This is a genomic window from uncultured Veillonella sp. (assembly GCF_938010505.1).
Classification (GTDB): domain Bacteria; phylum Bacillota; class Negativicutes; order Veillonellales; family Veillonellaceae; genus Veillonella.
In genome coordinates, this window is sequence record NZ_CALLVP010000010.1 from 1 (window position 1) to 20,049 (window position 20,049).

The 20,049-nt window shown below is 38.1% G+C and carries 26 protein-coding genes; all 26 read left to right on the forward strand.

Features of this window, described 5'->3' with window-relative positions:
* Window positions 1-164 precede the first annotated feature (164 nt).
* Window positions 165-461, forward strand: coding sequence for a hypothetical protein (locus Q0507_RS00430; RefSeq protein ID WP_298710764.1), 297 nt, complete (start codon window positions 165-167; stop codon window positions 459-461).
* A gap of 2 nt (window positions 462-463) precedes the next feature.
* The gene (locus tag Q0507_RS00435; RefSeq protein ID WP_298710767.1) at window positions 464-1,042 is read left to right on the forward strand and encodes a choline-binding protein A; all 579 of its coding nucleotides are present in this window, start codon (window positions 464-466) and stop codon (window positions 1,040-1,042) included.
* A gap of 2 nt (window positions 1,043-1,044) precedes the next feature.
* Window positions 1,045-1,413, forward strand: a complete 369-nt coding sequence (locus Q0507_RS00440; protein WP_298710770.1) for a hypothetical protein — start codon at window positions 1,045-1,047, stop codon at window positions 1,411-1,413.
* Between the two features lie 14 nt (window positions 1,414-1,427).
* On the forward strand, window positions 1,428-3,077 hold the full coding sequence (locus tag Q0507_RS00445; protein WP_298710773.1) for a PcfJ domain-containing protein: 1,650 nt from the start codon (window positions 1,428-1,430) through the stop codon (window positions 3,075-3,077).
* 9 nt (window positions 3,078-3,086) lie between these two features.
* Window positions 3,087-5,018: an AAA family ATPase gene (locus Q0507_RS00450; RefSeq protein WP_298710775.1), complete on the forward strand. Its 1,932-nt coding sequence runs from the start codon at window positions 3,087-3,089 to the stop codon at window positions 5,016-5,018.
* Between the two features lie 2 nt (window positions 5,019-5,020).
* Entirely contained in the window at window positions 5,021-5,788 is a 768-nt protein-coding gene (locus Q0507_RS00455) for a phage antirepressor KilAC domain-containing protein (protein ID WP_298710778.1), read from the forward strand.
* 10 nt (window positions 5,789-5,798) lie between these two features.
* Entirely contained in the window at window positions 5,799-6,506 is a 708-nt protein-coding gene (locus Q0507_RS00460) for a hypothetical protein (RefSeq protein ID WP_298710781.1), read from the forward strand.
* Window positions 6,507-6,508: 2 nt separating this feature from the next.
* A complete protein-coding gene (locus tag Q0507_RS00465; protein ID WP_298710784.1) occupies window positions 6,509-7,231 on the forward strand; it encodes an MBL fold metallo-hydrolase in 723 nt (240 codons plus the stop codon).
* Complete coding sequence (locus Q0507_RS00470; RefSeq protein WP_298710788.1) at window positions 7,228-7,668, forward strand: hypothetical protein; 441 nt, start codon at window positions 7,228-7,230, stop codon at window positions 7,666-7,668. Before Q0507_RS00465 ends, Q0507_RS00470 begins: the two co-directional genes overlap by 4 nt.
* A 3-nt stretch (window positions 7,669-7,671) precedes the next feature.
* Window positions 7,672-8,589: a Lin1244/Lin1753 domain-containing protein gene (locus Q0507_RS00475; protein WP_298710791.1), complete on the forward strand. Its 918-nt coding sequence runs from the start codon at window positions 7,672-7,674 to the stop codon at window positions 8,587-8,589.
* On the forward strand, window positions 8,489-9,214 hold the full coding sequence (locus Q0507_RS00480; RefSeq protein WP_298710794.1) for an ATP-binding protein: 726 nt from the start codon (window positions 8,489-8,491) through the stop codon (window positions 9,212-9,214). The genes Q0507_RS00475 and Q0507_RS00480 overlap by 101 nt, the downstream gene beginning before the upstream one ends.
* On the forward strand, window positions 9,211-9,609 hold the full coding sequence (locus Q0507_RS00485) for a hypothetical protein (protein WP_298710797.1): 399 nt from the start codon (window positions 9,211-9,213) through the stop codon (window positions 9,607-9,609). Before Q0507_RS00480 ends, Q0507_RS00485 begins: the two co-directional genes overlap by 4 nt.
* A gap of 25 nt (window positions 9,610-9,634) precedes the next feature.
* Complete coding sequence (locus Q0507_RS00490; RefSeq protein ID WP_298710800.1) at window positions 9,635-9,919, forward strand: DUF6275 family protein; 285 nt, start codon at window positions 9,635-9,637, stop codon at window positions 9,917-9,919.
* Window positions 9,920-10,273: 354 nt separating this feature from the next.
* A complete protein-coding gene (locus tag Q0507_RS00495) occupies window positions 10,274-10,675 on the forward strand; it encodes a hypothetical protein (protein ID WP_298710803.1) in 402 nt (133 codons plus the stop codon).
* A gap of 210 nt (window positions 10,676-10,885) precedes the next feature.
* Window positions 10,886-11,347, forward strand: a complete 462-nt coding sequence (locus Q0507_RS00500) for a hypothetical protein (protein WP_298710806.1) — start codon at window positions 10,886-10,888, stop codon at window positions 11,345-11,347.
* Window positions 11,348-11,688: 341 nt separating this feature from the next.
* Entirely contained in the window at window positions 11,689-12,135 is a 447-nt protein-coding gene (locus Q0507_RS00505; RefSeq protein WP_278456965.1) for a helix-turn-helix domain-containing protein, read from the forward strand.
* Window positions 12,122-13,573, forward strand: a complete 1,452-nt coding sequence (locus Q0507_RS00510; protein ID WP_298710811.1) for a terminase — start codon at window positions 12,122-12,124, stop codon at window positions 13,571-13,573. Before Q0507_RS00505 ends, Q0507_RS00510 begins: the two co-directional genes overlap by 14 nt.
* A 22-nt stretch (window positions 13,574-13,595) precedes the next feature.
* A complete protein-coding gene (locus tag Q0507_RS00515; RefSeq protein ID WP_298710814.1) occupies window positions 13,596-13,778 on the forward strand; it encodes a hypothetical protein in 183 nt (60 codons plus the stop codon).
* A gap of 1 nt (window position 13,779) precedes the next feature.
* Window positions 13,780-15,507, forward strand: a complete 1,728-nt coding sequence (locus Q0507_RS00520; protein WP_298710817.1) for a portal protein — start codon at window positions 13,780-13,782, stop codon at window positions 15,505-15,507.
* A complete protein-coding gene (locus Q0507_RS00525) occupies window positions 15,508-15,816 on the forward strand; it encodes a hypothetical protein (protein WP_295816110.1) in 309 nt (102 codons plus the stop codon).
* A complete protein-coding gene (locus Q0507_RS00530) occupies window positions 15,809-16,462 on the forward strand; it encodes a hypothetical protein (protein WP_298710820.1) in 654 nt (217 codons plus the stop codon). The genes Q0507_RS00525 and Q0507_RS00530 overlap by 8 nt, the downstream gene beginning before the upstream one ends.
* 12 nt (window positions 16,463-16,474) lie before the next feature.
* The gene (locus tag Q0507_RS00535) at window positions 16,475-17,470 is read left to right on the forward strand and encodes a major capsid protein (RefSeq protein WP_298710823.1); all 996 of its coding nucleotides are present in this window, start codon (window positions 16,475-16,477) and stop codon (window positions 17,468-17,470) included.
* Window positions 17,471-17,488: 18 nt separating this feature from the next.
* Window positions 17,489-17,845: a hypothetical protein gene (locus tag Q0507_RS00540; RefSeq protein ID WP_298710826.1), complete on the forward strand. Its 357-nt coding sequence runs from the start codon at window positions 17,489-17,491 to the stop codon at window positions 17,843-17,845.
* An 11-nt stretch (window positions 17,846-17,856) separates the two neighbouring features.
* A complete protein-coding gene (locus Q0507_RS00545; RefSeq protein ID WP_298710829.1) occupies window positions 17,857-18,213 on the forward strand; it encodes a hypothetical protein in 357 nt (118 codons plus the stop codon).
* 53 nt (window positions 18,214-18,266) lie between these two features.
* Window positions 18,267-18,860, forward strand: a complete 594-nt coding sequence (locus Q0507_RS00550) for a hypothetical protein (protein ID WP_298710831.1) — start codon at window positions 18,267-18,269, stop codon at window positions 18,858-18,860.
* A partial coding sequence (locus Q0507_RS00555; protein ID WP_298710836.1) for a hypothetical protein occupies window positions 18,860-20,049 on the forward strand: 1,190 nt, incomplete at its 3' end. The genes Q0507_RS00550 and Q0507_RS00555, both read left to right, overlap by 1 nt.

Here is a 20,049-nt window from a genome sequence, read left to right on the forward strand (position 1 = left end):
GAAATCGATAGAATTGGGTTTTTCCAGTTTCTATTGCAATTCATTATTGGCGGACTTGTTTGGGTGTTCGCTAATGCGTATGAAAAAGAAAAAGCCCGCTATTAGCCTTGGACAGCTAGCGAGCTAGGTAAAATAACCTAAATTAATTATAACACGGAGTAAATATGAAACGAATTGAAATTTTAGTAGATGAAACTAATCCAAATAAAAAGATGGGTCTCAGATATAACAAAGAGATTTTTGAAAATAATGAAGAAGTATTGGCAATATTACTTGGTTCAACAATTGGATTTATTAAAGAAAATATATCAGACAATAACAAAGTTTTATATCTTCAAGTTTGCATCGGAACCATGCAAACATATCAAAAGCAAATTATCTTTGACGAACGTTATAAAGATATAGATTCTAACGATCCATTTTACGATATCATTCAAATTTTAAAAAGCAAGGAGAAATGATCATGGAAAACAAAAACGTATTAACTATTAACTTTAATAATACAGAAGATTTGGCGCTTCAGATTGCGGAATGGAATTATATTCTTAATCATCAATGTTGCGGTAATTGCTCAGAAACTTCCGATACGTCTATTGTCGAAGTGCAACCTGCTAACGGTAAGAGCCTTGAACTTGCTGAAGAGGCGCTCAATGCAGAATTTAAAAAGTGTGTTGAACGCGAGCAGTCTGACAAGAAGGATGTCAAAAAGGTTGCTAAAGAACAAACATCTGATGATATTCCAGTGCAGCCATTAGACGCAGAACCTGTTGAACCAAAAGAAGAGCGGACGCCACAACAGGAAGAAATTGAGCCTAAAGATGCGCCTGCGCAGGAAGTTGAAAACACGTTAGATGTAACACCTGAACCTGTAGATAAAAAAGCCTTTTATAAGGAATTCCGTGAATGGATGGGCGAAGATGGGGTAAAAGCAAAAAAAGCACTTGCAATTTTTAGCAAGCATGGTGTTACGCGTCCATCTAGTGACTCTTTGACAGATGATCTTATCACCGATTTAAAATCCATCATGGCAGAGGAGGCTTAAATATGTCTAAACAACAATTTAAAAGCCAAGCAGATATATGTAAGAAGTCGCTAGACATGTTACGCAAAGCGATCGAGCTTGACCCTGGTAATGCTGAAGAATACCAAGCAGGTATAGCGTATACAGAAGGTGTCATGAAAGCATCTAATGCAATTGTAAAAGCCTTTGATGTTGTAGAGCCTCCTAAGTCAGCTGCTCCTAAAGGAAAAACGGAAGATGTGGCAAAGGAAGAAAAGCCAAAGCGTAGCCGTAAATCTAAAACAGCTAAAGAACCTGCGCCAGTTGAAAGTAAGCCGCCAACAGATGAAACGCAGCTGCATGAGCCTAGTGTAGAAGAAAACGCTGACCTCTTTGCTATGTTTGGCGATTAAGGCGGTGGTGTTCTATGGAATCTGTGTCAAGTTTATACATCCGTAAAATGTTCGATAGCATCATAATTGAAAAACATTATAATGCTGCTTGCACAACAATTCACCATTGTGACTGCAATCATACATTTGGTGGTACATGGAATCGCAAATATAGCATGGGTAGCGGATATTATACAGGTGCTAAATGCTATGTTTGTCCTAATTGTGGAACTCGCTCCGAACCATATGTACACAAAGTGATATTAACCTATGATGACGAGGAATTATTTCCTAAAGAAATGTTTTTTGAGGTCGTTAATTGCAAAGACTTTCTCGATCTTCGTATTAAATATAAAGGTATTCAGCTATTTTGGGATGGAACGTCTGAAGATGGCTCTTATAAAGAGGTTTTGCGTTTTGATTTCAAAGCCAGAAAAGCTTTTTATATCGATGAAGATAAGAGAAAACATGAACTCACAGTCGATTATATTCGTGAGTATGATAATCCGATTATGCCAATTTTAAAATACATAGGGAAATCATATGCAGTTCATGGTGTTAATAAAGAACATTTGGCCAAACTCTTTAAGAATCTTCGTCTAACATTTGAAAAGCGCTTAACAGAACAGTGTGGATATAAAGTAAAAGATATTTATATTCCGCATTCGATTAATGAATATGGCGGATACGGGTTTTCTATGCTGATTAATATGATTTTAAAGCTAAGAGCCCCTGACATGCCTGCTGTGACTAAAATAATTAAAAGTAAAATTAAATGGAGTTCATGTTATTGGATTGGTTACGTAAGAGACCTTCCTTTTGATGAATCGATATTAACTATGACTAAAAAGGGGACCGGATTCTTAGAAGCATTGCGAATTTATCATCGAGCTCCTGATAGTAAATTATTGCGTAGCATGATGGTTAATGACCATATGATTGTTAAGTTATCAGATATGCTAAATGTTTTTAAAGATGAAAATAATCGAAGGACAATATTGACTCTTAATCGAGACAAAGGGTTCGATGATGTATCTGCGAAAATAATTAATGCAGCTCATTTAGATGAGAATATGGGTGTTAGGACTCAAAAAATCTTTAATATGTGGAGAGGTCTTTCCAAGCGATATGGAGAACGAAATTTATTGCGGTATTTGTTAAATGTCACTGCATCAGATATCAGGGATATTGTTAATATGTACAGTCAAATAAATGGTAAGTATATAGCTCAAGTTTGGAATACTAATTGCAAGTTAAAAGACTTCCATGATGTGGTAGTTAATATTTACAACAAACAGGAGTACGGCGACGTAATGCTTCCTGAAGTTCCACATCTACAGGCAGATGTAAATGGCATGCATTTCATGGTTCCGAAAACTGCAGCAGATTTAATGACTGCTGGCAAACGGTTAAAAAATTGCGTTGGATCATACCGAGATAGAGTCATGAAAGGGACTACCGCAATAGTATTAGTTACCGACAATGCTATGAAGCCAGTTGCGTGCCTAGAATTGGCCAATAAGGGTAAGAAGAAAGGCCGTCAAATGTTCGACTTAGTACAGGCGAAGCTCTTTGCTAATGAAAAACTAAAAAAGAACGCTCAGATTAATTCGACGGTCATGCAATGGGCTAATCAACTGGAAATTGAACCTCATACTATTGATGTGGATGCCACTGTTGTATAGGAGAATGATATGAAACTCACAAAATTAGAATTACTAAATTTTAAAGGGCTAAAGTCCTTTGCCATAAATATTAATGGCGATGTCGTAATCCGTGGCGATAATGCTACTGGTAAAACGACTGTATTTGACTCTGTGTGTTGGTTACTATTCGGCAAAGATAGCCTAGATAGGGCTGATTTTGAAATCAAAACATTGGATGGGGGCGAACCTATCCATAAAGTCAATCACGAAGTCACAGGCACTTTTACATTGGATGAAGGGGGCACAGTTGAACTCAAACGTGTGTATCGTGAAAAGTATTCATCCCCTCGTGGTGGCGATGTAACGCTCACAGGTCATACGACAGATTATTTCGTCGATGGTGTACCTAAGAAAGAAAAAGAATACAAAGAAATGGTTAGCTCACTTGTCGATGAAAGCATCTTCAAGTTAATTACCAATCCGTTGTACTTCAATGAGACGTATTCATGGCAAAACCGCCGTAAGTTATTACTTGAGATGTGTGGTGATATTTCAGATGAAGATGTCATCGCAAGCCATGATGAATTAAAAGCTTTAACAGATATCTTATCTGGTCATAGTGTAGATGATCATCGGAAAGTGGTGGCAGCAAAGAAAACAGCTATTAATAAAGAACTGGATATGTTGCCAGTTCGTATAGATGAAGCCTTACGAGGTAAGCCTGAAGTTACTGCTAATCCAGAAGTGTTGCGACTTAACATTGATACCTTAAATGCAGATATCGAAAAGTTAGAAAACGACAAAGCCTTATTGCAGAATGGCCACTCTCTCGTTGATAAACGTGCTGAATTAAAAAATGTACAACGTAAGATTATGGCTCGTAAAACAGAACTGCAGATGGAATATAAAAAACAATATTCCCTGAAGTCTAATGAATATGATGCTGTTGTAGCTGAAATCAATAGTCTGACAGCTAGACTTGAGGATACAAAACGACGTATAGATGACTCAGCAGCGTCCATCAATCTTATTCAAGGTCTAATTGGAGAATTAACTATTCAACGAAGTCAGATTAATGCAGAAACATTTGTGGCAGATGTTAATGATCATTGTCCAACATGTGGGCAAAAACTTCCTGAAGAGCAAATTCAAGATGCTCATGCTAAAGCAGAAGCGAATTATAATCTCAAGAAGTCTAAACGACTAGAAGAGATTGAACACTCTATCAAGCTAAAGGAACAGGATATTGAAGGCATCAAAAAACGAGATACCTACTTGGAACCTGTTGAAACGATAGAAGCCCTCATTAAAGCGAAAGAAATTTTAAAAGAAACCATATCCGAAGAAATTGGTAAATTAACTGCACCAGCAATTAATGACGATTCTGAATATGCTGATTTAAAAGCAGAGGAGCTCATGCTACAAATGGCGATTGATGATGATAACTCTGATCACTCGGAAGAAATTGCTGAACTCGAGATTAAAATATCAGACAATAAAACCGAACGTATGAAGTTAGAACAAGAGCTCAATAAGCTTTCTGAAATTAAGCGTATTGAACTTCGTGTGTCAGAACTCGAGGCAAAGCAGGCTGAATTATCCGAAGAAAAAATGAAACTCGATGAGGCATCATATCTTATGGATGAGTTCGTAAAAGCCAAAGTTACCATGTTGGAAGAAAGCATTAACGCAAGGTTTAAATTGGCTCGTTTCAAAACGTTCAACGTTATGCTAAATGGCAATGTTGAAGAATGTTGTGAAACCACTTACAAAGGCGTTCCATATCGTAGCATGAATAATGCTGCGAGAATTAATGTCGGATTAGACATTATCAATGCATTAACTAGCTATTTTAAAGTAAACGCTCCGGTTTTTATCGATAATGCGGAGGCTGTAACAGACTTTATCCATGTTAATAGCCAAACAATTAAATTGATCGTTGATGAATCAGAACCACAACTGGTGGTTAAGGAGGTGTAGTTATGGAGGACTTGCAAGTTTTTAATAATATTTCTTTTGGGCAGGTTAGGGTCCAAGAGTTAGATAATGAATTGTGGTTTGTAGCAAAAGATGTATGCGAATGTTTAGGTCTTGGTGATACATCAAAAGCAGTAGGTCGTTTAGATGCAGATGAAAAGGGTACGAATTCAATTCCTACCCCTGGCGGACATCAAAATTTGTTAACTGTAAATGAATACGGACTTTATAGCTTGGTTCTTTCTAGTCGAAAACCCGAAGCTAAAGAATTTAAACGTTGGATTACACATGATGTAATTCCTGCTATTAGAAAAACCGGTTCCTACTCTATAGCAATTCCTAAAACATTACCTGAAGCTCTTAGAGCCTATGCTAATGAGGTGGAATCGCACAATGCTACCAAAGCTATTGTCGCTCAGCAAGAGCAGCAGATAGCAGAATTTAAACCGGTTAAGGATTACGTGGATAAAATCCTATCCAGTAAATCATGCTTAACCATTACACAAATTGCTGCTGACTATGGCATGAGCGCTCAAGAATTAAATAAAATCTTACATGAAGCTGGTCTACAACGTAAGGTCGGTGATCAATGGATTCTCTATAAGCAGCATATGTCAAAAGGCTTCACTAAATCCGAAACCTTTACATTCTGCAGAAGCGATGGTCGCTTAGACTCTAAAATCACAACTAAATGGACTCAAAAGGGCCGTTTAGAAATTCATAACATTTTATCTAATTTAGATATCCACGCTGTATGCGAAAACGTGGCATAGGAGGTACATAATGGCAAATGAAGTAGCTGTAAAGCAACATACAAATTTACCTGGCTTTCAATCTGCAGAAGGATTTGAACTATTACAACGACAAGCAAAGATGTTTACACATTCCACATTGGTCCCTCAACAATTCCAGGGAGAGCAGAATATGGGGAATGCAATTATTGCATTAGAAATGGCAACTCGAATGAATGCTAGCCCCTTAATGGTAATGCAGAATTTATATATCGTATATGGAAATCCTGGCTGGTCTTCAAAGTTTTTAATTGCAACATTCAATCAATGTGGTCGATTTGAAGCTATTAAATATAGACCTACTGGCGAAAAAGGAACAGACTCTCAAGGTATTATTGCTTATACTCGTGAAAAGGGTTCAGATGAAATTATCGCAGGTCCTGAAGTAACAATCGCACTAGCCAAACAGGAAGGTTGGTATGACAAGAAAGGCTCTAAATGGAAAACTATGCCGGATCAAATGTTACGTTACAGAGCTGCGGCATGGTTGATCAGAACTACAGCACCTGAAATTTCAATGGGGTTACAGACTGCAGATGAAATTATTGATGTTGAAGGAAAGGTCATCGATACGGCCGATATAGTCGCTGAAACCATTAGTCAAAATGCTAATAGCGAAGTAATCGATATTGAGCCTGCACCTACCAGTGAGTTTGTTAATCCTGAAACTGGCGAAGTAGTCAATATGTTTGGTGATTAATTGTGATTAGTATTCAAGCATTCGGTAGTAGCTCGAAAGGGAACTGCTACCGAATCAAAACCTCAACAAATGGCGATGAATTACTGCTTGATGCAGGGTTATCCTTCAAAGAAATTCAACGGTATTGTCGATTTAATTTTTTACATCTATGCGGCACGTTGCTCACACATCAACACGGCGACCATAGCAAGGCTGTAACTGATCTATTAAAGCTCGGACATCGTGTATACATGTTAAAAGACACTGCAGATGCGCTATATGTAACAGGGAACCATAAAGCTATATATATTACACCTAAGGTTCAATTTACGATAGGCAATTTTAGTATTTTGCCTTTTGAATTAGAACATGACGTTCCTAATGTTGGGTTTTTAATTTCTGATGGCGAAGAAAAACTCCTCTACATCACAGATACCTATTACTGCCGGTATACGTTTAAGAATATTGATCACATCATGGTTGAATGTAACCACTCCTATGAAATCCTACATCAACATGTAGAAGCTGGTTATTTAGATGAAAAGCGAATGGAGCGGTTAATCCAATCTCATTTTTCACTAGAAAATGTAATTAAATTTCTCAAGTCTATGGACCTAACTAAGTGTCAAGATATACGCCTACTACATTTATCTGATAGCAACTCAGATTCAGAAACATTTAAGCGAGCTGTTCAAGCTGCTACTGGCAAGTTAGTAATCGTAGAACAGGGGAGGAGCCCTTTATGATCATAAAATCAATTCAAATCAAAGATGGCGACATTAGTATTTCGTATCAAAAACCATCAGCAACAGGCTTCACAGATGTATTTACACTCAAGTCTAAGGATGACCCACGTCCTGAATTATTCAAAGTATTCAGTAATTTACAAGCTATCGTTAAGAAAAATTTTGAATTTTTAGATGAATTTCAAATTCCTTTTTTAGCGAACACATTTAAATTCAAATATGATGATAGTTATGACGCTAGGATTGATAAAGTCAGTGTAGAAGGAACTGTTGGTGACGAAAAAACACATAACACCTTTAAATTTAAGACTGATTGGCTAAATGTTGAGTATGAAGATGCTACATTTGCTATCTCAGTTCAAGACTTAATCGATGAATGCGTAAGGTTTATTATGGGCCGTCGAGCCCAGGATAATTTATTTGTAGATGAGGAATGATGAATGGCCAAGGATGTATATTACTTCAGCCACGATGTTAATGCGAGCAATGATCCTAAAATTGTGGCAATGGAGTCAGAGTTTGGTGTTATTTCATATGCCTGGTGGTGGAAATTAATTGAAAAACTAGCTTCATCTGAGGACTACAGACTGCCTTTTAAAAAATATACTTTTATTGCACTTGATAAAGAATTAGGAATTTTGAACGAAAATGAACGACCGTTGAACGAAAATGAACGACCGTTGAACGAAAATGAACAAGGTTTCTTTTGTTCAAATAAATCTTTTTCGTTCATAAATTCGTTAATTTATGATTTTGAATTGCTTGAGTGTGATGACGAGTATTTTTGGTCTCCTAGTTTAATACGCAGACAAGAAGAGCGAAGAAGTAAATTTGAAAAAAAGCAGGAACAACGTAGGCTCGCAGGCATTAAAAGTGGTGAAGTTAGAAGAAAAAAGGAACAAAATCGAACGACCGTTCAACGAACTTCAACGGTCGTTGAACAAAACGAACAAAAGGAAAGGAAAGGAAAGGATATTAATAATATAGAGAGAGATACGCGCGCGCGCGAAGATGAAAATCCTCTATCTATGTTTGACGATGATGGAGTAAAAAACAAACCCATTTACGAATTGTATATGAAATCAATTGGAGATGTTTCACCTGTTATTAAAGAACGGTTGGATGATCTGGTTGAGTCTTATGGAACGGAACGGGTTATTGTTGCTATCAATACTACTGCAGATAATGGTGGTAATAGCATCAAGTATGTTGAAACTGTAACAGCAGGAAATTTAAAGAAGGAGGTGCAAAAAGATTTTGGAACCACTAAACGTAACAGCAGCAATAGAGGCTCTTCGAGAAAAGACGAGCAAGTCGACTGGCAAGCGGAATATGAAAGAGTCCACGGTAAAAAATGAGTTCTTTTATCCAATCTATGATAAGCCAGTAGTCATTCAGACAAACGTTAATACCACCTATGCTGCAGTCGGAATTCCTAAGAGGTATTACGATATGGATTTTGACTGGTTACGCAAACATGGTAGTTTTCCAAAAGAGAATGCTGAAGCTTACGACGTAGTTAAAAAGTACTCTAATAATCTGAAAGAAAATCTTGCTACTGGTAAGGGTCTTATATTAAGGGGCCCAGCTGGTACGGGCAAGACATCGATTGCGGTTAGTATTCTAAAAGAGGTTATGCGACTAGGTAAAGGCTGTTTAATGATTTCTATGCCTAGTCTGTTGGATACCATGCTCACCTTACAAAATGGTGATAGAGTAGCTTTTTTAAATTATGAACAAAAGCTTAGGAATATTCCGATGTTGTTATTAGATGATTTTGGAGCCGAGTATTCTAAATCCGACTGGGTTCACACTAAAGTTGAAAGCATTATTATTGGACGATACCATGCTGAGAAGCCGGTTATATTGACAACTAATTATAATAATGACCAAACAAAAGATCGTTATAGCGAACGAGTAATTGATAGATTGCGTGGCAAAGATTATGAGGAAGCTATATTTTTTGGAGAATCGCACCGATGAAGATTCTCCTACGATGTCAGTTTAGATTTAGGAAGAAAACTCATGACCGGTTCCCGACATTGAATGAATATATCGACTGTGAACGCGGCTCTACTATAGCGGCTGCAGCCATGAAGAAAAAGTGCACAGAGCAGGTGAGGGTTCAATGCATCGAGCAACGTATAACGCCTGTTACTGGGAAAGTAGACATGTTATTTGAATGGCATTCTTCAACCAGGCACGATCCTGACAATGTAGCGTTTGCCAAGAAGTTCATTCTTGATGGGCTACAAGCTGCTGGTGTGCTAGAAAATGACAATCGAAAGTTCATCGGTACTATGGCTGATAAGATTATTCAGGATGATGAAGACTATGTAATCTTACACATCACGAAAAATATGGGAATATTTTTATAATTTTAAGAATTAAGGAGATAAATAAATGAGTAACTTACAAGTAAAAGCGATTGAAGCTGCTCGCAAAGTGCTATTAGAAATGGGACATGAATTTGAAGAATTAGAATTCATGTATGTTGTATGGTTTTGTAAAACATTACAAAACTGGAAAGCATTAGTAAGTGGTCCTAGTATTGATGAATATGTAGAAGTTACACACAATGGTGATCGTAATGAAACATATGTTGATGTGTATTACAAAACTAAAAATGTATGCATTAGAGGTGAAAGCGAATTAAAAAAAGCTTATTTTAGCGGTAACAAAAAATGAAAGATAAAATATTTGAAACTGTAATAGTTGGACTGTTAGCGTGGAGCTTTGTATTGTTGATTTGCATAACAATTATGATGTTTTTGCCATTCTTTAATAAATAGGTGGTGTTTAGCAAACAATGTATACCCCAAAAGAAAAGCGTACGTGCAATATCTCTATTGAGGAGTTATTGGAATTGGGACGTGAACATAAAAGAAAACAAAAAATACATGCTTCAGCACATATAGGAGCATTAATTTATTTAATCGCATTAATAGTATTTGTGGTTTTTAATATAGCTTTTATATTGTATTGGTTAATTGTGTAGAGGATATGGGCGGTGAAATATCCGCCCTATCATAAGAGGTGAGTATGAGAATTCATAGTATGTTATCTGAAGAAGGAATAGGTAATACTATTAGCTTTTTATCCTGTGCGTTAACCATTGTTCATATTGATGATGTTTTTATACCTAAAATTAAATATGATTTTGATAGTTTTATTATCAAATATAAAATTGGGGATGTGAACATTGGACACAGGGTAAGTTTAATAGAATTTCAACATTCAAATATGTCTTTAGAAGAATTTGTGTACAGAATAAAATATCATGTTTTAAATGAGTACTTCTGTATATATGAAAACAGAAATAAATTAATGTGGGATACCGTGCAAGATGAAATAAAACAAGATGCAATATCTGATACATTGAAATCTTGTATGGGGCTAAATAAATCTGATTGTATGAAGTCAGCAGGTGATACCGATGAATGAAATGGTTGTTATAAACATTCTACTGGCGATTTACCTTGTGGTTATTTTTAAAATGTCCTATTACTCTTATCGTGAAGCTGCTGCATTAAAACATTTTATGGTTTCTGATGCATATAGAATGCAATTGCAAAAAATAATTAGATCACAAATACGGGATATGGTGATATGTAGTATTCTGTTTGTATTAAATATTGTTTGTGTGGTGGTCCTATGGTAGAACTTAGCAAAAAAGAATATCGTGAACTTGCATATGAGTATCTACACGAGGCAAGTAAGGCAGCATTGAGGATTAAGTCGTTAAAGCGTAATATTCAACGTATTAAAAGTGATATTACATCATTACGTTCAGTAAACTACGGGAAAGAACGAGTAGATGGCGGTGAACCATCAGGTATTGAAGATGATATTAACCGGCTATTAGATATGGAAATGAAGTACAAACGTCAAATCCATGAACTATTGACTAAACGTGATGATGCTTGCCATATGATCGATACATTAACTAATACAGTTGGCTCCATTATCCTCATGCAACAATATATCAATGGTATGTCTGCTAAAGGGGCATATTCATTTGTGGGTTATGGTGAGTCGCAAGGAAAAGAATATAAGAATTTGGCACTTGTTGAGCTTGGGTATAAACTCCGACGGAAAACGGCGGTAAACGGCTAATATCGACCTTTTAAGTCCTCTATATCTATGATATATTGTAAGTGGAAGAACATGAGTTCATCTCCTAAGCATTTAGAGTACCAAACGCAAAAAGGCGCATCTTAATTGATGTGCCTTTTTTGTTACCAAAAATAATTATGACACAAATACACTGCATCAAGCACAAATGCTTGAATAATAAAAATGGAATATGTACGGCCAATGAGATATTTTACGATGGCCTATGTCAATCCTATATTACGCATTCAAGTGCTAGTAGAAATTCATGCGGATTATGTGTAAGGAAAAATGGGAAGATGATTCGCAAGGGCGGTAATACATTAAAGTGAGGTGATGATCCATTGCGAGTAAATAGAAAAAACTGGCTAACTGACCCAGATAATTTATTGCGTGCAGAAGGTTGGGCTCGTGATGGCCTTACTGATGAGCAGATAGCAAAAAATATAGGGATTTCAGTTAAAACATTGTATAACTGGAAAAAAGATTCCTTACCTTTTTTACAGTCCCTTAAAAGAGGGAAGGAAGTTATTGACCTTGAAGTCGAAAATGCTTTGCATAAACGTGCTATCGGCTACGAATATGAGGAAAAAACATACGAGAACGGAAAGCTCGTTAAAGTTGTAAAGAAACAACAGCCCCCAGACGTTACAGCTCAAATATTCTGGTTGAAGAACCGCAATCCTGAAAAATGGAGAGATACTAAAAACATCGATGTCAAAGGTGAGCTTACAGTATCTGCTATGGATAAATTGAAAGCTGCACGGGAGAGAGCTAATGGAAAAACATGATGAGTTAATTGAGGCATTAGGCGCTCTTACACATGATCCATTAGCGTTTGTATACTTTGCCTATCCTTGGGGAGAACCGGGAACGCCATTAGAGAATATGGAAGGTCCCGATGAATGGCAAATACAAATCTTAAAAGACATCGGCGAACAATTAAAGAAAGGTAAGGACCTACAAACCGCTATCCAAGAGGCGGTAGCATCTGGCCATGGTATCGGCAAATCAGCACTGATATCATGGCTTATTCATTTTGCGATATCTACTCATGAGAATACTCGTGGTGTAGTAACTGCTAATACAGAAGGTCAGCTCCGGACTAAAACATGGCCAGAACTTAGCAAATGGCACAATATGTTTATTGCTAAGGATTTGTTTACCTACACAGCCACAGCTATATTCAGTAACGATAAAGACTACGAAAAGACATGGCGTATCGATGCCATTCCTTGGAGTAAGAATTCCCCTGAATCATTCGCTGGTCTACATAACCAAGGTAATCGGATATTGGTTCTATTTGATGAAGCCTCTGCTATTGATGATGTCATTTGGGAAGTAACTGAAGGGGCTCTTACAGATGCTAACACTGAAATCATTTGGTGTGCATTTGGTAACCCTACTCGTAATAGTGGTCGATTCCGTGAATGTTTTAGAAAATATAGAAAGTTCTGGAATACATATCAGATTGATAGCCGGACCGTTAAGATTTCTAACAAAGCGAAAATTGAAGAATGGTTAGAGGCTTACGGTGAGGATTCAGACTTCTTTAAAGTTCGTGTTCGAGGTGTGTTCCCTTCCGCATCAGATTTGCAATTTATTTCTACTGAAATTGCGGATAAAGCGCAAAAGCAATCTTACAAACCGGGAGCATTTGAACATCTGCCGGTAATCATTGGTGTGGATCCTGCGTGGACTGGTTCAGACTCCTTAGAAATAGTCATGCGACAAGGCTACTATATGAAGTCACTCGCATCTATTCCTAAAAATGACGATGACTGGCGCATGGCTCAACTCATCGCTCAGTTCGAGGACGAATACAAAGCAGATGCCGTATTCATCGATATGGGATATGGTACAGGGATATATTCTATCGGTAAGCAATTAGGGCGCAAATGGCGATTGATTGAGTTTGGCGGTAAGAGTAATGACCCTGTATATCTCAATATGAGGGCGTATATGTGGGGACAGATGAAAGAATGGCTTCGTGAGGGCGGCTCGATTCCACCTAATGACCAAGCACTATATGATGATATCGTAGGACCTGAAGCGATCATTGATAAGAATGGTCATATTCAGCTCGAAAGTAAAAAAGATATGAAAGACCGAGGGTTGCCATCACCAAATAAAGGCGATGCATTAGCCTTGACCTTTGCTGCGCGGGTCGTTAAAAAAAGCGAAACAGGCAATAGGATTGTAGCTAATACGAGTTACAATCCTTTTTAATTGTAGAAAGTGAGGGATAAAGATGTGTATGAAAGGTGCATCTGCTAACTATACACCACCTGCTCCGGCTCCGACTGTTCAAACAAATATGAGCAATCAGACTGGTGAGGAAATGGCAGAAACTAAACGCAAATTCAAACGTGGCTTTGAATCTACTATTTTAGGACCAACTGGAAGTGGTCAAAAATCAATTTTAGGAGGCTAGCATGGCGGAAATGGAATCTTTACTAGCTAGACAACCTACGGAAGGTATTAAGCCTGTTAGGCGTGATTATACGAAGTTACGAAAGAAATTCTCTCAGCTGTTTAATGCGCAGCAACGATATGTAAATAAGTGGAAACAGTTGCGTGACTATCAGTTGCCGTTTATTGGTCAATTTGATGGTGAAGAGGACCAGTCTGAACCTTACAATGGTAAAATCCTAAACCCTGTAGCTTGGGAATCTTGTCAAATATTCGCCAGTGGTGTCATGAGCGGCTTAACGCCTCCAAGCCGTAAATGGTTTAAGCTAACCATGGAGAACATCGACGTAGCAGCTAATAGTCAAGTTGCTGAACTATTGGATGAACGTGAAGAAATCTTGTATGCGGTTCTTGCTAAATCCAATTTCTACAGCGTAGTCCATCAAGTCTATATGGAGTTACCCATGGGACAAGCACCTATGGGAATATTTGCTGACTCCGAATCTGGTGTTCGTTTCATATCGTATCCGATTGGGACCTATGCTATCAGTACAAATAGCAAAGAAACCGCAAATGTATTTGGCCGTAAATACAAAATGACAGTAGATCAGATTGTCGAACAGTTTGGGTATGATAACTGTCCAGATAACGTTAAGAATATTTACGACAACGGCAACAGCTTGCAGCAGTCATTCACAGTCAACTGGTTTGTTGAGCCTAACAAAGACCGTAAGGATAAGTTAGGACGTCGCAATATGCCGTATTCGTCCATTTATTGGGTTGAAGGTAGCAATAGCGATGAAGTGTTATATCATGGTGGCTTTGAAGAATGGCCAATTCCAATCGCTCGACATACGTCAATGGATTTAAATGGTTACGGCAAAGGTGCCGCATGGTTCGCACAACCAGATTCACAAATGTTGCAGAAGTTGGAATTCGATTATCTAACAGCCGTTGAATTGGGTGTTAAGCCTCCTATGCAAGCACCATCTGATGTTATCAGTACGGTTAACTTGTATCCGGGTGGCATTACAGAAATTGAGGGTCAACATAAGGTTGAACCGATGTTTGCTGTACCGTCCAATCTTCAGGACATTCAAAATAAGATTGCTGTAATAGAGGATTCAATCAAGAGAGCCTATAGTGCAGATTTATTCTTGATGTTAGACCAAATCGACAAGGGTCAGATGACGGCTCGTGAAGTTATGGAACGCACCCAAGAAAAATTACAACAATTAGGTCCTGTTGTTGAACGGTTGCTATCTGAATTCTTAAATCCAATCATTGAACGTGTGTATTCCGTCCTAGATCGTGCCGGTGTATTTCCACCTGTTGAGGATGAGGAACTCTTAGACCAATTAAATGGTCAAGAGGTGAAGATTGAATATATCTCACCACTTGCCCAAGCGCAAAAGATGAGTTCATTAGTGAACATCGAACAGTATTTTGCGTTCATCATGTCCTTGGCACAGGCTAATCCGAATATTGTTAACAAGTTTAACTTTGAAGAGGCAGCCAATACATACGGAGTTAACTTAGGTGTGCCGGCTAAGATTATTCGTTCCGATGACGAATATCAAGAAATCTTAGCACAACAGGCACAGGCACAGGCTGAACAGGAACAGCAACAACAATTGATTCAGGCTGCACAATTAGCACCTCAAATGGCTAGTGCGGCCAAACAAGCAACAGACGCCGCCAATGATGGCAATCCTGCACTACAGCAGTGGCTAGGAATGGACGGTGCTTAGATGAAAACAATTAAAGATTATATGCAAGAGCGAGATATGCAAGCGCTTAACCACGTACTTAGCACAGAGCTAGGTAGGTGGTTTTTTTGTAGGCTCATGGACCGCTCAGGCATATTAAAGCAATCGTTCACTGGAAACAGTGAGACATATTTCAACGAAGGAAAGCGCAAGGTAGGGCTGTTATTCCATGGTGACCTAAACAAATTAGGCGTCGATGGCGTTAAGCAGTACCACCAAGCACAGCTCGAATATATCGGGCAACAAGAATATTTTAATAATTTAGTCGAAAAGGAGAAACAAAATGGCTGAAGAAAATATGGGTGCTAACAATAACATGACTGGCAATGAACCGGGCACGAATCCGGACCTAAACAATCCTACGCCACCTGCTGAACCACCTGCTAATCCAAGCGGTGAAGGTAGTAATCCATCTGTTTTAGGCGGTGATAATACGCCACCTGCTGAACCAACGGTTTATGACTTTAAGGGTGCATTCCCTGAAGGTACTGAACTTGATGAAACTGTATCTGCTGATTTTAGTAAGCTACTTAATCAAGTAGGTGCAACACAGGAACAGGCTGTTGAGCTGGCTAAGTTTGGCAGTCAGTACGCACAAAATATCTTGACTGCTTATCAAGAGCAGCAAGAGCAAGCAATTGTTGAAAAGCAACAAGCGGATTATGACCAAGCTAAACAGGAGTTAGGCGGTAAATTCGATGAAACTGTAGCCCTCGCAGGTAAAGGCATCGAAGCATTAACTAAAGCGGTTCCGGAATTACGTAAATACCTTGTTGATAGTCATATCGACAACAATATCAACATGATTAAGGTATTTGCGACAGTTGGTGAAATGGTTCAGGAAGACCCGGGGAAAGGTACAAGACAAGCTGGAACCGGTAATTCTGATGAAGAAACAGCAAAACAAAACATGTATCCATCTATGTATAAGAAATGAGGTAAATAATTAATGGCTACAATTGGAACTCAAAATTTAACACTTTTAGATTTGCAAAAACGAATGGATCCTAATGGTAATGTCGCTCAAATTATTGAGCAATTGGACCAATCCACTGAAATCATTCAAGATATGACGATGGTCGAATGTAACCAAGGGTCTAGCTTTGTAACGACTGTACGTACTGGTTTACCAGATGTTACATGGCGTAAATTATATGGCGGTGTTCAAGCGTCTAAATCCTCCACACGTCAAATTACTGACACTTGTGGTATGCTTGAAGCTTACTCTCAAACTGATAAAGCGCTTGTTGATAAATCCAAAGATAAAGCATCCTTCCGTGCAACTGAAGATAAAGCATTCGTTGAATCTATGGGTCAAGAATTATGCCGTACAATTTTCTATGGCGATGAAAATACGCCAGAAAAATTCATTGGCTTGGCTCCTCGATTCAATACTCTTAATATTAATAAGGCAGCAAGTGCAGAAAACATTCTTGATGCAGGTGGCACAGGCAACTTAGCGTCTATTTGGCTTGTTGGTTGGGGTCCTTTATCCGTTCATGGCATTTATCCTGAAGGTTCTGCAGCAGGTTTACACCAAGAAGATAAAGGTGTTGTTACTGTTACTAAAGAAGATGGCTCCATGTTCGAGGCATATCGTACTCACTTTAAACATGATGTTGGTTTGACTGTACGGGACTGGAGAAACGTTGTTCGTATTGCCAATATCGATGTTACGAAATTGACAAATGATGCTAAAGCCGGTGCAGATCTTATCAACTTAATGATTGAAGCGGAAGAACGTATTCCTAATCTTGGTGGTGTTCGCCCAGTTTGGTATATGAACCGTACATTGCGTACATTCTTGCGTTTGCAAAAGAACACAAAACATGGTTCCACCATCACTGAAGATATGGAAATGGGTAAACTTGTTACTCGTGCAAACGGTGTGCCAGTTCGTAAAATTGATGCATTGTTAAGCACTGAATCTCGTGTTATTGCGTAAAGAAAGGAACATGATTCAATGATTATTGATGAACAAAATACATTTTTCTGGAAAAAAGAAATCACTGCAAACACCAATTCTGACGTGGTGATGAATGGTAACGGTGGCGATGCTGCCGTTGCCTTATGGTTGTACATTCGTTTGGACAAAGATGTTACAGGAACTCCATTATTCAATGTTTACACGTCTGATAAGGAAAATATGGCTGATGCCGCATTGTTAACAGCTATTACATTGCCACAAAACTCTAAGGCTGGTACAGAATACAAAGGTCGACTTCCTGCAGGTGCGAAAAAGTTCATTCGCATCAATGCGAATAATATGACTGCCGCTACGATTACATCATTCTTAACAGATGGTGTGAATTTGAAATAAGAGGTGAGACTATGATTTTTACAGCTAACGTAACGATGTACCATGGTAACCGTGGATTAATTCAAGAAGGTGAAAGTATTAATTTCTCTGAAGAAGAAATTAAAGAGTTTGAGCCTGATTATTTTAAACAGCTTTTCTCTGGTAATGAAGATGAAGTAGCAAAAATCTTTAACCCAAAATCTAAGGCTAAAGACAAAGAACCGTCTACTGAAACTCAGCCTCCTGAAACAGAACCGGGTGACAAAAATCCACCAGATGAAAATACTGAAGGTGATAATACCGGCAATGAAAATCCACCAGATGAAAATACTGGTAACGAAAAGCCTAAGAAAACAAGCAAAAAGAAAACCGATACTACGGAAGAATAAGTGACAATATGAGGGGTGCTTATGCATCCCTCTATTACCATATAGGGGGAACCATGACACCTACTGACATTTGTAATCAAGCACTTGCATTAATTAACGCAGGGTTGCTTTATTCATATGAAGAAGAAACTGAGCAAGGCCGTCAATGCCGTATGCAATATGATGCAACAAGACAGTTGGTATTGCGACAATTTGAATGGAATTTTGCTCGCAAAAATGAAAGATTGGTATTGTCTGCTCATAAAATTAATGGGTGGAATTATGTATACGCATATCCGGAACAATGTATTCGGATATTAGGAGTTATTCCACAAGGCGATCGCTTTCATGCGGAATCGCAACCGGAATACAACATATTTAATATTGGAAACAACAAAAAATGCATAGTGAGTGATGTACCACTAGCATTTATTGATTATATATATGATGTTAAAGATTTGAATGTATGGGATTCTATATCCTTGTACATGTTGCAATGCAAATTGGCTAGTGCGTTGGCTATGCCACTTACTGGTGATAGAGGTTTATTTGACCAGTCTTATAAACTATATCAAGCAGCAGTTCAAGAAGCCAAAGGAATGAACGCAAAGGAACGTAAGCAAGATGCAGTATATATCTCCAGTTATGTGAAAGCGAGGGATTGGTAATGGGTAATCCTCTTTATATATCGCAATTAGCATTTACAACTGGAGAAGTATCGCCGGATGTGTCGAGTCGCTTTGATTTGGAGCAATATAAAAGTGCCTTATTGGAAGCAGAGAATGTGGTTATTCGTCCATATGGGGCCGTTGCTAAGCGTCAAGGCAGTCAATATGTGGGGCAAGTAAAATATAGCGATAAGCCGACACGATTATTTGAATTTACTACGAATACCAATAATTCATTCATGCTCGAGTTTGGCGACAAATATATTCGAGTGTGGAACTACGGAGTTTATACCGGTATTGAAGTTACGACTCCTTTCACTAGCGATATATTGTTTGATTTGAACTGTAGTCAATCTGGCGACGTTATGTTCATCTGTAGTGGTAAGTATCCGATTCAGACATTATCTCGGTATAGTGATACTGACTGGCGACTTGAAGCCTACAAGTTAACGGAACAACCGTATGACACAATCAATACAGATGTTAACTCTACCGTTACGGTAACAGGCGATACAATTCGTTCTAGCAAAGATCTATTTAATGCGGATATGGTTGGCATGGTCATGCAATTAGGCTATTTTGTTGCAGCTGTTCATACAAAGAATACTGGTGTTGTAGTAGAGAAAAAAGAAAAACGGTCATTTATGGGCGGTGTTCATAAATGGAATGAGTACAACAACATTAATTACAATGTAGAATCCTACTCCACAGACCAAGACCTAGCTTGGAAATTTACAACGCATGGGACATGGACTGGTACCGTTAAACTTCAAATTACCACCAATAATGGGACGACTTGGAAAGATTACCGTACATACTCCTCTAATAATGATTATAACGTAACAGATGCTGGCAAAATTGAGCCAAATGCAAAGCTACGTATTCAATCAGATATTAAAAGCGGTGAATGTAATGTTGACCTTTCAATTCTTCCATACACTACATGGGGCATTATCGAATTTAAAGAATTTGTAGATGCTAAAACCATGAAGGTCAATATCTTAAATGGTATCGTTGAAAACGAAGCTACTTCTAAATGGAAGATGGGCAGTTGGGGCCGTAGTAATGGATATCCTAAGTTATGTACGTTTTATCAAGATAGATTTGTAGTAGCGGCTACCAATAAGAACCCTAATTATATTTGGATGAGCCGTACGGGAGACTATCCAAACTTTGGGGTTGAAAAGGT